At 70.7% G+C, this 13,088-nt stretch carries 9 protein-coding genes; 4 read left to right on the top strand and 5 right to left on the bottom strand.

Going from position 1 to position 13,088, the window contains the following annotated elements:
- Positions 1 to 44: 44 nt before the first annotated feature.
- The 5 genes from ACIQK6_RS16010 to ACIQK6_RS15990 form a co-directional block, all read right to left on the bottom strand.
- A complete protein-coding gene (locus ACIQK6_RS16010) occupies positions 45 to 1,670 on the bottom strand; it encodes an IS200/IS605 family accessory protein TnpB-related protein (RefSeq protein ID WP_402694973.1) in 1,626 nt (541 codons plus the stop codon).
- Positions 1,671 to 1,820: 150 nt separating this feature from the next.
- Positions 1,821 to 2,036, bottom strand: coding sequence for a hypothetical protein (locus tag ACIQK6_RS16005; RefSeq protein ID WP_327383168.1), 216 nt, complete (start codon positions 2,034 to 2,036; stop codon positions 1,821 to 1,823).
- Complete coding sequence (locus ACIQK6_RS16000; protein WP_329098957.1) at positions 2,029 to 2,205, bottom strand: hypothetical protein; 177 nt, start codon at positions 2,203 to 2,205, stop codon at positions 2,029 to 2,031. Before ACIQK6_RS16000 ends, ACIQK6_RS16005 begins: the two co-directional genes overlap by 8 nt.
- 119 nt (positions 2,206 to 2,324) lie before the next feature.
- Entirely contained in the window at positions 2,325 to 3,542 is a 1,218-nt protein-coding gene (locus ACIQK6_RS15995) for a helix-turn-helix domain-containing protein (protein ID WP_402694972.1), read from the bottom strand.
- 160 nt (positions 3,543 to 3,702) lie between these two features.
- The gene (locus tag ACIQK6_RS15990) at positions 3,703 to 4,572 is read right to left on the bottom strand and encodes a hypothetical protein (protein ID WP_402694971.1); all 870 of its coding nucleotides are present in this window, start codon (positions 4,570 to 4,572) and stop codon (positions 3,703 to 3,705) included.
- Positions 4,573 to 5,333: 761 nt separating this feature from the next.
- Between ACIQK6_RS15990 and ACIQK6_RS15985 the strand changes: the two genes are divergently transcribed.
- The 4 genes from ACIQK6_RS15985 to glgB all read left to right on the top strand — a co-directional run bounded on the left by ACIQK6_RS15985 (position 5,334) and on the right by glgB (position 13,016).
- Positions 5,334 to 7,328, top strand: a complete 1,995-nt coding sequence (locus ACIQK6_RS15985; protein WP_402694970.1) for a maltotransferase domain-containing protein — start codon at positions 5,334 to 5,336, stop codon at positions 7,326 to 7,328.
- Positions 7,325 to 9,043, top strand: coding sequence for a maltose alpha-D-glucosyltransferase (treS, locus tag ACIQK6_RS15980; protein ID WP_329098961.1), 1,719 nt, complete (start codon positions 7,325 to 7,327; stop codon positions 9,041 to 9,043). The genes ACIQK6_RS15985 and treS overlap by 4 nt, the downstream gene beginning before the upstream one ends.
- Positions 9,044 to 9,279: 236 nt before the next feature.
- On the top strand, positions 9,280 to 10,725 hold the full coding sequence (locus tag ACIQK6_RS15975) for a maltokinase N-terminal cap-like domain-containing protein (RefSeq protein ID WP_329098962.1): 1,446 nt from the start codon (positions 9,280 to 9,282) through the stop codon (positions 10,723 to 10,725).
- Positions 10,722 to 13,016, top strand: a complete 2,295-nt coding sequence (gene glgB / locus ACIQK6_RS15970; protein WP_402694969.1) for a 1,4-alpha-glucan branching enzyme — start codon at positions 10,722 to 10,724, stop codon at positions 13,014 to 13,016. Before ACIQK6_RS15975 ends, glgB begins: the two co-directional genes overlap by 4 nt.
- The last annotated feature ends 72 nt before the right edge of the window (positions 13,017 to 13,088 follow it).

Below are 13,088 nucleotides of genomic sequence, written 5' to 3'. Positions count from 1 at the left end.
GGATTACGGATCCGGGCAGTCTCACCACGCTGTGCATCCGCGCATCACCGTTCCTGATCAGTGAACATTAGTTGCACTGGCGCGCCCCGAACGGTTTTGGGCGTACTCGGTCCCCGCGTTCTCTTCCCGCTCGGCGACACGCCTCCGGGGGCGTGGTCCGTTGCGGGTGGGCGGTTTCCGTCACGCCCTCGGACATCACGACCGGCCTGGACGGTCCGATGCCCTGCACCATCACTCCGGTGATGCAGGGGCGGTACCGTCCGTCGCCGGATCGGGTGCCCGAGGGCGCGTCGTCCGATCGCGATGCCGGCGGCATCGTGACGGGACATCTTGCGTCGTGGGGTGACCAGCGGTTTCTGCCAGTGCTGGCCTCCCCACTGGGAGGTGTAGGCAGGATCGACCACGACGATCACCAGGCCGCTCTCGGAGGCCATTGACACCAGCCGGGCCTTGAGCTTGCCGGTCGGCATGCCTGAGATGAGCTGTCGGAACCGTTTGTTGCGGCCGTGCTTCTCGCGGGTCTTCTCGGCGGCGAAGTCCAGGTCTTCCAGACCGATGGCCCTGGCTCCGACACGCTTCGCCCAGTGGAGCAGGCGAGTGATGGCGTGCCTGATCTGGGCATCGCGGTGATCGGCAGTGCCTGTCAGGTCGTAGTGGAACTGCCTGGGATCGCCGACAGGGTTGCCATGGGTGTCGAGGCGGTACGCGGCGAAGTGGTCGGCATTGGTGTCCACGCCGACCATGCCCTGAGACCGTGCGGTGATCAGGGGGATCGTCTGCACGACGGGCCGTTGCCAGGACGCGGTGAGGTACCAGCGCCCACGGGGCGCGTCGAGGTGGATGCGATACGCGACTGCCCGGTTCGCTTCGATCCGGTCGGCCCATTCCTGCCCCCGGTGCGCGAACGCGACCCTGGCCGCGAGAACGTACCGGCCGTGCCTGGCGTGCGCGAGGTGGGCGAGCGGGCCGGGCAGCCTGATGCTGACCTCGCCATCGGGGGCGACGCGGATCGTGTCATTCCCAAACCGTTTTCCCGACTCTCCGTCACCGGCGAGGAACCAGTGTTCCGTCTCCCACCGTGCCCGCCAATCGGCCTCGGTGAGCTGCGCTTTCTCCAGGTTGTGCCGGGTGTTGAGCAGACGGCGTCCACCACGAACGACGTGCACGCGTCCTGCTTCCCGGTCAGTACGTGCCTGCTCCAGGCGGTGTTCCAGGGTGGCCAGTCGTCGGGACTTTTGGAACCACTCGTTCTTGGACCGGTATCCGCCCGCAGCTCTCTTCGTGCCTTTCTCGCCGATCGGCAGGGAGAGCCGCTGCGTCAACGTGCGGACACCGGCTTCAAGAGTCTGGATGTGAGCGAGCTGGCAGCGACGGGACAGCGCCCACTGATCGTGTGTGGCTTTGGTGATTGTCCCGGCGATCCGCGACGACGACTCCTTGGTCAACTCGCGCTTGCGGGTCGCCCACCTGTCCGTGGAGTGCTCGTGCCCATCCGCACACCGGGTCTTGAGATCGCGGGACGCGAGTGTTCCCTGATGCGAACCGACCAGCCGGAGAACCGTCTCATTCTCGGGTGTCAGGTGCTTGAGTCGGTCCCGTACCGCCACACCGGACGGCCCGAGCGCGACGAACGGGTCCGAAATGGTGCGCAGCTTCTTCGGCTCAGTCATTGGCGGCCGCCGCTTCCACGGCTTTCCTCGACCGGTTCTTCGCAGAGCGGTGGCCGCACCGGCATGCGCAGAACGAGGTCAGGACCTCCACCATGGCGACGGGGATACCCAGCACGAACAGGACGAACAGAGCCTGCCGAGCGCGCTCGGTCACTTGGCGGCCGACTCAACGTTGGCTACGGCGGTCGACCACTCCCGGCCGGACGCGCCCCGGATGTAGGCCAGCTCCATCCAGCGCTCGTAGACGACGGAGTCCGAGACGTTCTCGTTGATGACTGCCATCAGCTCGCCCTCGCCGCCGGACGCGACATCGCGTACGCGGCGACGCAGCAGCGGGTGCGGCACGTACTCGTACGACTCACTCATGGGACAGCTCCTCGCCCGTGGTGCGGAGGAAGCGCTCCCAGCCGACCAGTGCGCGGTCGAGTAGTTCTTGGCTGGGCTCGGGGATGGCCGCCACCCCCGGCCTGGGGCTGTCAGAGGTGTCGATGCTGAGCCCGCCACGGGCGCAGTTATGGATGACGCGGCTGGTCACGGGTGGCTCCCTACCGGTATCAGCGGGTGGTGTGACGACGGTAGGTGCGGACCGACGGCTCGACAGGGAGAGTTCCTCCCCCCTTGCCGAGGGGGAGGGTTCCTCCCTCTGAGGGCGCCTCAGACAGGCACGCCAATGTCCTGCGCAAGTTGCCGGGCATCCCCCTGGACCATGCGCGGGCCAGCCTTCACCAACTCTGGCAGGACCATGCGGGTGTGCATGTTGTAGCGGATGGTCTCCGGCGACTCTCGATGCGCCTTCTGCAAGAGGGCGACCGCGGCCACTCCCTCATCCTGGAGGTCGTGGGCGCGAGCCGTCTCGATGAGGTGATAGGCGCGGCGCGTGGCCGAGGGCACCCGGTCCAGGTCGAGCGCGGCAGCGATCTCCAGCGCCTTGCGAGGTTGCATCAGGTCGTTGTGCATGGTCAATGCGTACGCGTCCACGATGCCCTGCCCGAAGATCAGCCACGGGTGCGCGTAGTCGTCCCCGAGCCGGCCGGCAGCGTCATTGGCCCGGTCCCAGTACCGCCAGGCATCCCCGGAACGGCCAACCTTGGCGAACGACAGCGCCACGGCCAGCATCAGCAGCCCCCACCGCGCCAGATCCTCCGGGTCGTCCTGGTGGAGCAGCTGGGCAGCCTGCTCGGCAAGGTCGACGCGGGCCTCTGCGGCCTCGTTCGCGTCCCGATGGATGTGGTTCATGTACCAGGCCGCCGCAGCGATCGCCTTCGGGCTGTCGGCGTCCTGCGCCGCCGTCATCGCACGGTCGCCCGTGAGCATGACCAACTCTGGCGTCGGCTGGAAGGACAGAAAGAGCTGAGCCAGGTGGTAGGTCTGAGCCTGCGCGGCGAGTGCCTGCCGTCGTGCTGGGCCGTCCAGCAGCCGTACAGAGTGCTGGGCATCTGCGAGCAGGTCGGGCAGCAATGCGGCGATGCGGGCGCGATGGTTGCCGCGGCCGTGCCACAGCTTCCAGGCCTGCCACACACGCGCGCCGAGGACCTGAGCGGACTCCGGCTCGGCTTCGGCCGCCTGAAGCCGGTAGGTGGTCAGGGCTCGCTTCACATCGGGCAGGTCCGTGTGCTGGGCCTTGGTGTAGGTGGCCGCTGCGATTCGGTCGTCACCGGTCAGGTCCGTGACGTCGCACCCGTAGATGCTGGCGAGGCGCAGGAGCATGGGGAGACGCGGCATCCCGATGGAGCCGTTCTCGATCGCCTTCACCCAGTCGGGAGAGCGGCCAGCAAGACCGGCGGCGAGGGGCCTGGTGAGACCTGCCCGTTCTCTGGCGATCCGGGCGCGCTGTCCGAAGGTTGTGTGTGCGGGGTCGTGCTGCGTGGGCATACGGGACTCCGTTCCGTTCCGGCCTAGGCCCTCAGAACGCTACTCCCCATCAGTGAACTCGACCGTCCCCATGTCGCAGCCACAATCTCCAACAGCCGATACGGCCGTCACCGCACCCGTCACCCCCCGCGCATTGCGGCCATGGCGCCTCCGGCGGGGCTCACCGGCCGCTGCGGGCCCGGTCCTCCTCCAACAGGTCGTCCAGATACGGCCGCAGCACCTGCGGCAGGGCGGTGCGGTCCATCGTGCGCAGCAGGGCGAACGCCGGTTCCGCCAGGAATTGACCCAATGCGAGCAGCGCGTACAGGTGGGACTCCAGCGCGTCGTGGTCCTGCTCCCGCACCGCGGCCCGGGCCAGCGCGCCGCACAGGTAGCGGCCCACCTCGGGCGCCCAGGAGTTCGGCCAGTCCGCGATGGCAGCGGCGGCGGAACACCGGGTCCGGGGGTCGGGCGAGCGCAGCCGCGGTGCGCACTCCCGGGCCCGGGGTTCGGCCTCCAGGAGGTCCCACTCGGCCAGCCCCCGCGCACCGGATCCGGACAGCAACACCCGGGCCGTGCAGCCGGGGTCCAACCGGTCCACGGCCCTGCCGTAGAACTCGATGCGCTCCAGCACCAGCCACGTCCCGCCCGGGGTGCGCAGGCCGAGCCCGGAGTGCGGGGCTCCGCGCAGGCAGCGCACGACGACCCTGGTCGCGTCGCCGATGGGTTCCGCGGGCCCGGAGACCTGCAGCCGGGAGGCGCGGACGAGCAGCGCGGCCAGGACCGGGGAGTCGGCGCAGCGGCCGGCGAGGCGGGCCAGCGCGGCGTCGCCGAGGGCCGGTTCGACGGCGGGCAGCGCGTCGATCTGCGCCGCCAGGGCGGCCGGGTCCGTCTCGCGGTCGACGGCGTCGGCGAGCGCGTCGGCCAGGTACCGCTCCTGGTCCGGGCCCCAGGCGACGTCCGCCACCCGGCGTGCGGCCGCCTCCCGCAGCCGGGGGTCGGCCGCCCGCAGCTGTGGGCCGATCGATTCGTGCAGTGCCTCCGAGTCCATGTGGCATTGTCCCCCGTACGGATGACAGGTCGGACGTGGCACGGGACTGCCCGGAGGGGCCGGTGCTCGGGGACGCCGGGTCGCGGGCCGAGCCGGCCCTGATCGCCGACGGAGCCGCGTGGCGGCCGCCGCGACCGCGCCCAGCCTGGTCCGGTCGCCGAAGGGGCGTCGGTCAGGCCCGCGGCGTCGGGTGCCGTGCACCTCCCCCGACTACCGCCGGGGGTTCGTCTCCGGCGCGGCCGCCCGAGCCGTCCGCATCGTTCAATACCCCCGGATCACCGGTCACTCGCACTTCTCGGCATGACGGGCCATTGTCTCCCGATGATGCCCTCACCGGCTCTCCGGTCGGGGCGCGCGGGGCCCGTGGGACAGGTGGTTTCCGCTCCGCCGGCGCCCGGTCACCGCGCCGCGTCCGCCCCTACGTCACCTAGTCCCGGCCGACTTGACGGAGACCCGGCGGATGTCGACCCGGGTCTTGGTATCGGCCGTGCCACTACGTACGAGTAGTTAACCGAGCGCGCGGATTGGGCGGGGTGAGAGTGGGAAGGGCTCCCCCGGTACACGTTCGTACACGCACGGCGCACCCGCCCACAAACCCTCTCCCCGCCACCCGAGTGAACGCGGACAGGAGCGGCCATGCCCGCAGCCCAGCCGTCCACTGAGCGGCTAGAAACAGAGCGAACAGAGCGTGCACTACCAGCCGTGCTCACGGCTGGCCTGTTGTCACCGAGCCCTGCGAACTGCCCCCAGGTGATCCCATCATGATCGGTCGCATTCCCGTGCTGGACGTCCGCCCCGCCGTCGACTGCGGCGCCAGACCCGCAAAGGCGGTCGTGGACGAGGTCTTCGAGATCTCGGCCACCGTGTTCCGCGAAGGACACGACGCCGTCGCCGCCCACCTCGTCCTACGTGATCCGGGCGGGCGGCTGCGGGTCCCCGTGCCGCTGAGCGAACTCGCCCCCGGTACCGACCGGTGGGGGGCCAAGGTCTCCGTCGAGGTCGAGGGGAGGTGGACGTACACCGTCGAAGCGTGGAGCGATCCGGTGGCCACCTGGCGGGCCCATGCCGCGATCAAGATTCCCGCCGGGATCGACACCGGGCTGATGCTGTGGGAGGGCGCGGATCTCTACGAGCGCGCCGGGGCCCGGATCCCCAAGCGCGACGGGCGCGAGGCCGTCCTGGCCGCCGCCGTGACCATGCGCGACGAGGACCTGCCGGTCGCGCAGCGCTACGAGGCCGCCCTCGACCCGGCCGTGGACGCCGCGTTCGCCAGGCGCCCCTACCGGGAGCTGGTGACCGCCTCCAAGCCCCTGCCGCTCCTGGTGGAGCGCAAGCGGGCCCTCTTCGGCTCCTGGTACGAGATGTTCCCGCGCTCCGAGGGAGCGGTGCTGGAGCCCGGCGAGGCCCCGGTCAGCGGGACCTTCCGGACCGCTGCCGAACGGCTGCCCGCGATCGCGGCGATGGGCTTCGACGTGGTCTACCTGCCGCCCATCCACCCGATCGGGTCGACTTATCGCAAGGGTCCGAACAACACTCTTTCCGCTGGAAGTTGGGACCCGGGGGTGCCGTGGGCCATCGGCTCCACCGAGGGCGGGCACGACGCGGTCCACCCGGACCTCGGCACCATCGAGGACTTCGACGCCTTCGTCGGGCGCGCCCGCGAGCTGGGCATGGAGATCGCACTGGACTTCGCGCTGCAGTGCTCCCCCGACCACCCGTGGGTGGAGAAGAACCCGCAGTGGTTCCGCCACCGGGCCGACGGGACGATCGCGTACGCCGAGAACCCGCCGAAGAAGTACCAGGACATCTATCCGATCCACTTCGACACCGACATGGCCGGCATCGTGGAGGAGACCTGCCGGATCCTGCGGCACTGGATGGACCACGGCGTCCGCATCTTCCGGGTCGACAATCCGCACACCAAGCCGGTGGTCTTCTGGCAGAAGGTGATCGCGGACATCAACAAGTCCGACCCGGACGTGATCTTCCTGGCCGAGGCCTTCACCCGGCCCGCGATGATGCGGGCGCTGGCCGCCGTCGGCTTCCAGCAGTCCTACACGTACTTCACCTGGCGCAACACCAAGGCCGAGCTGACCGAGTACCTGACCGAGCTGGCGGACACCCCCTCCGCCTCGGTCATGCGGCCGAACTTCTTCGTCAACACGCCGGACATCCTGCACGAGTACCTCCAGCACGGCGGCCGTCCCGCCTTCGAGGTCCGGGCCGTCCTGGCCGCCACCCTCTCGCCCGCCTGGGGGGTCTACGCCGGCTACGAGCTCTGCGAGAACACCCCGGTGCGCGAGGGCAGCGAGGAGTACCAGAACTCCGAGAAGTACGAGTTCCGGCCGCGCGACTGGGCGGCCGCCGACCGCACCGGCACCACCATCGCCCCGCTGATCACCGCCCTGAACCGGCTGCGCCGCCGCAACCCCGCGCTCCAGCAGCTGCGCGACATCCACTTCCACTCGACCGACAACGAACAGGTGATCGCCTATTCGAAGCACGCCGGAGCCAATTCCGTACTGGTGGTCGTCAACCTCGATCCGCACCACACCCAGGAGGCGACCGTGTCGTTGGACATGCCGGTACTCGGCCTCGACTGGCACGGGTCCCTCGCGGTGCGCGACGAGCTCACCGGCGAGACCTATCACTGGGGCAGGGCGAACTACGTGCGCCTAGAGCCGGGCCGCACGCCCGCGCACGTACTGGCCGCTCTGCGACCGTCCCCGCCCACCGGAGGGTCACCCACCACATGATGATCAACGATCCCGTCCACGACACCTTCGAGGACACCCCCGCCAAGGACCGCGATCCCGACTGGTTCAAGCGGGCGGTGTTCTACGAGGTCCTCGTCCGCTCCTTCCACGACAGCAACGGCGACGGCGTCGGGGACCTCAAGGGGCTCACCAGCAAACTGGACTACCTCCAGTGGCTCGGTGTCGACTGCCTCTGGCTGCCGCCGTTCTTCGCCTCACCCCTGCGCGACGGGGGTTACGACGTCGCCGACTACACCTCCGTGCTCCCCGAATTCGGCGACCTCGCCGACTTCGTGGAGTTCGTGGACGCCGCGCACACCCGCGGCATGCGGGTGATCATCGACTTCGTCATGAACCACACGAGCGATCAGCACGAGTGGTTCCAGCAGTCGCGCAAGGACCCGGACGGACCGTACGGCGACTACTACATGTGGGCCGACAACGACAAGCAGTACCAGGACGCCCGCATCATCTTCGTCGACACCGAGACCTCCAACTGGACGTACGACCCCGTACGCAAGCAGTACTACTGGCACAGATTCTTCTCCCACCAGCCGGACCTCAACTACGAGAACCCGGCCGTGGTGGAGGAGATCGTCTCCGCCCTGCGCTTCTGGCTCGACCTCGGCATCGACGGCTTCCGTCTCGACGCCGTGCCCTACCTGTACGCCGAGGAGGGCACCAACTGCGAGAACCTGCCCCGCACCCACCAGCTCCTCAAGCGGGTCCGGGCCGAGATCGACGCGCACTACCCAGACACCGTGCTGCTCGCCGAGGCCAACCAGTGGCCCGAGGACGTCGTCGACTACTTCGGCGACTACGAGAAGGGCGGGGACGAGTGCCACATGGCCTTCCACTTCCCCGTCATGCCGCGCATCTTCATGGCCGTGCGAAGAGAGTCCCGCTACCCCGTCTCCGAAATCCTGGCCAAGACCCCGGCGATCCCGGACCGCTGCCAGTGGGGCATCTTCCTGCGCAACCACGACGAGCTCACCCTCGAAATGGTCACGGACGAAGAGCGCGACTACATGTACGCCGAGTACGCCAAGGACCCGCGGATGCGGGCCAACATCGGCATCCGGCGCCGGCTCGCCCCGCTCCTGGACAACGACCGCAACCAGATGGAGCTGTTCACGGCCCTGCTGCTGTCGCTGCCCGGCTCGCCGGTGCTCTACTACGGCGACGAGATCGGCATGGGTGACAACATCTGGCTGGGCGACCGCGACGGCGTCCGCACGCCGATGCAGTGGACCCCGGACCGCAACGCCGGTTTCTCCTCGTGCGATCCGGGCAGGCTGAACCTGCCGGTCATCATGGATCCCGTCTACGGGTACCGGGTCACCAACGTCGAGGCCGCGATGTCCTCGCCCTCCTCGCTGCTGCACTGGACCCGTCGGCTGATCGAGGTCCGCAAGGCGAACCCGGCCTTCGGCCTCGGCTCGTACACCGAACTGCCGTCGTCGAACCCGGCGGTGCTCGCGTTCCTGCGCGAGCACGGGGACGACCTGGTGCTGTGCGTGCACAACTTCTCGCGCTTCGCGCAGCCCACCGAGCTCGACCTGCGGTCGTTCAACGGACGCGTCCCGGTGGAGCTCACGGGCGACGTGCGCTTCCCGCCGATCGGCGAGTGGCCGTACCTGCTGACCCTGGCGGGCCACGGCTTCTACTGGTTCCGGCTGCGGAAGGAACAGCGCGGCGAGCGGCGCGCCACGTAGCCGGGAGCCGGTCCAGGGCCCAGTGAGCCGAAGGAGCGCGACCTGCAGGTCAGGTTCACGGCGCTCCGGAGGCGAACCGGGCCTTCGCACCAGGGGGCGGGCAGCTCTAACGGGTCAATCGCCCGCCCCTGTACGGACCATCCTGACCCGACACTCGCACATGCCGGAGAAGCAACTGCCGCGCATCCGGGACACTCTGCGCATTCTGTGACCGCCCGGGGAAAGGACGCGACGCCATGTCGGAGGCTGCATCCGCCCGGAGCCGTCTGACGGCCGACCGGGCCGCCGGGATCGCTCCACTGGAGCCGATGCTGAGGGCCTGGCTGCCCGCACAGCGCTGGTTCGCGGGCAAGGGCCGCACCATCAGCAGGCTCAGGACCGTATCGGCGGCCGAACTGCTGCCGCCGGGATCCACCCCCGGCCTGCTGCACCTGCTCCTCGATGTCGACGGGGACTGCTACCAACTGCTGCTGGGCATCCGCCCGTCCCTGCCGCCCGCCCTCGCCCCCACCCTGATCGGCCATGCCGAGGACGGCCCGTACGCGGGCCGGGCGGTCTACGAGGCGCTGGGCGATCCCCGGCTCGCGGCCATGCTCCTGGAACGGCTGCGCTCCCCCGGGGCCCTCGGCCCGCTGCGCTTCGACCGGGACCCGGCCACGCCGATCCCGGCGGGGCTCACCCCCCGGCCGCTCTCCGGCGAGCAGACCAACTCCTCGCTCATTTACGGAGATTCGTTCATCCTGAAGGTGTTCCGTCGGGTCGGCCCCGGGGTCAACCCGGACCTGGAGCTGCCCAGGGCGCTGGCCGCCGCCGGCTGTGCCCGGGTCCCGGCCCCCGTCGCCTGGTACGAGGCCGAGCCGCCCGGCAGCGAACCGCTGACGCTGGGCGTGCTCCAGCCGTACCTGCGGGGCTCCGACGACGGTTGGCAGCTCGCGCTGCGCCGGCTCGGCTCCGGGGCCGACTTCACCGCCGAGGCGCACGCGCTGGGCCGGGCCACCGCCGAGGTGCACAGCGCGCTGGCCGCGGCGCTGCCCACGGTCGCGCTCGGCCCGGAGCAGACCGCCCGGCTCGCCGCGGGGATGACGGCCCGGCTGGCCGCCACCGCCCGGGAGGTGGCGGCGCTGCGGCCCTACGAGGCGGGGTTGCGGGGCGCCTTCGACGCACTGGCGGCCTCCCGGGGGGCGGGGGTGCCCGCCCAGCGGATCCACGGGGACCTCCATTTGGGTCAGACCCTGCGCACCCTCGACGGCAGCTGGTCGTTGATCGACTTCGAGGGCGAGCCGGCCCGGCCGTTGGCCGACCGGCGCCGTCCCGAACCGGCGGTGCGCGACATCGCCGGGATACTGCGCTCCTTCGACTACGCCGCCCGCTCGCACCGGCCGTTCGCCCCCGCCTGGGCGGACGACTGCCGGGCCGCCTTCTGCGAGGGCTACGCCCGCACCACCGGCCGGGACCCCCGCGAGGACCCCGTGCTGCTGCGCGCGTACGAGACCGACAAGGCGGTGTACGAGGCCCGCTACGAGTCCCGGCACCGCCCCGACTGGCTGCACGTCCCGATGGCCGCGATCCGGCGGCTCTCGGAGCCCGTACGGCCCGCCCACCGCGTGCCGCCGACCCCGTCCGCCCCCGGCTCCATCTCCCCCCACCCCCACCCGAAGCCCCCGAGGAGGCCGCTCGCGTGAGCGCCGCACGACAGCCGTCACCGACCGTCCGCGAGGAAGCCACACCCGTCCCGGCGGCGGCGAAGAAGGCCCGGACGCCCCGGGCCCGCCGCGCCGCCCCTCCGCGCGGCGTCCGGCCGGCGCCCGCACTCGGCGCCGACGAACGGGCCCGACTGCTGGAGGGCCGCCACCACGATCCGCACGCGGTGCTGGGGGCCCGTACCCAGCGGGGCGGGGTGGCCTTCCGGGTGCTGCGCCCCTACGCCAGGGCGGTCACCGTCGTCGCCAAGGGGCTGCGGGCCGAGCTCTTCGACGAGGGCGACGGGCTGTTCTCGGGGCTGCTGCCGCTGACCGGCGTGCCGGAGTACCGGCTGCTGATCGCCTACGACAGCGACGAGATCGAGGTGCACGACCCGTACCGCTTCCTGCCCGCCCTCGGCGAGCTGGACCTGCACCTGATCGGCGAGGGCCGCCACGAGCAGCTGTGGAAGGCGCTCGGCGCCGAGCCGATGGAGCACCAGGGCGTGTCCGGGACCCGCTTCACGGTGTGGGCGCCGAACGCCCAGGGGGTCAGGGTCAGCGGGGACTTCTCGTACTGGGACTCCGTCGCCTATCCGATGCGCTCGCTGGGCTCGACGGGGGTGTGGGAGCTGTTCCTGCCCGGGGTGGGCGCCGGAACGCTCTACAAGTACGACATCACCCGCCCGGACGGCAGCCACACCTTGCGCGCCGACCCCATGGCCCGGTCGGCGGAGGTCCCCCCGGCGAACGCCTCGGTGGTCGCCTCGTCCCGGTACGAGTGGCAGGACGCGGCGTGGATGGCCGAGCGCGGCGCCCGGCCCCCGCACCAGGCCCCCTTCTCGGTGTACGAGCTGCACCTGGCGTCCTGGCGGCCGGGGCTGTCCTACCGGCAGCTCGCCGAGCAGCTCCCCGCGTACGTCAAGGAACTGGGCTTCACGCACGTGGAGCTGATGCCGGTCGCCGAGCACCCCTTCGGCGGCTCGTGGGGGTACCAGGTCACCGGCTTCTACGCGCCGACCTCGCGGATGGGCACCCCGGACGACTTCCGCTTCCTCGTGGACGCGCTGCACCGGGCCGGCATCGGGGTGATCGTCGACTGGGTGCCGGCGCACTTCCCCCGCGACGACTGGGCCCTGGCGGAGTTCGACGGACGGCCGCTGTACGAGCACCAGGACCCGCGCCGGGCCGCGCACCCGGACTGGGGGACGCTGGAGTTCGACTACGGGCGCAAGGAGGTCCGCAACTTCCTCGTCGCCAACGCCGTGTACTGGTGCGAGGAGTTCCACGTGGACGGCCTGCGCGTGGACGCGGTGGCCTCGATGCTCTACCTCGACTACTCGCGCGCCGAGGGCGAGTGGGCGCCCAACGAGCACGGCGGGCGGGAGAACCTGGACGCGGTCGGCTTCCTCCAGGAGATGAACGCGACGGTGTACCGGCGCTGCCCGGGGGTCGTGACGATCGCGGAGGAGTCCACGGCCTGGACGGGCGTGACCCGGCCCACGGACTCCGGCGGGCTCGGCTTCGGCCTGAAGTGGAACATGGGGTGGATGCACGACACCCTGCGCTACATGTCGAAGGAGTCGGTGCACCGCAAGTACCACCACCACGACATGACCTTCGGGATGATCTACGCCTTCAGCGAGAACTACGTGCTGCCGATCTCGCACGACGAGGTGGTGCACGGCAAGGGTTCGCTGGTGTCCAAGATGCCCGGGGGCGACTGGTGGCAGCAGCGGGCCGCGCACCGGGCCTACTTGGGCTTCATGTGGGCCCATCCGGGCAAGCAACTGCTCTTCATGGGGCAGGAGTTCGCCCAGGGGTCGGAGTGGTCGGAGGTGTACGGGCCGGACTGGTGGGTGCTGGACGACTCCTACGCTGCGGCCGGCGACCACCGGGGCGTACGGAACCTGGTGCGCGACCTGAACCGGACGTACTCGGCGGCACCCGCCCTGTGGGAGCGGGACACCGTGCCGGAGGGCTTCGCCTGGGTGGAGGCGGACGCCGCGGAGGACAACGTCTTCGCGTTCCTGCGGTACGCGCAGGACGGCTCGCAGCTCCTGGCGGTGTCGAACTTCTCGCCCGTGGTCCGGCACGGCTACCGGATCGGGGTCCCCGAGGAGGTGCCGCTGTGGCGGGAGGTGCTCAACACCGACCGGGAGGTCTACGGCGGCAGCGGCATCCACCACGCGCAGCCGATGCGGCCTGAGCCGGTGCCGGCGCAGGGCCGCCCGGCGAGCCTGCGCATGACCCTCCCGCCGCTGGCGACGGTCTGGTTCCGGCCACAGGACTGATGCCGCGGGGGTGCGGCCGCGGGGCCCGTGCCAGGGGCCCTGGTCGGGTGCCCTGGCCGGGTGCCCGGGCCG

Source organism: Streptomyces sp. NPDC091682 (genome assembly GCF_044756625.1).
In the GTDB taxonomy this organism is placed as follows: Bacteria; Actinomycetota; Actinomycetes; order Streptomycetales; family Streptomycetaceae; genus Streptomyces.
This window is presented reverse-complemented; position numbering and strand designations above follow the sequence as displayed.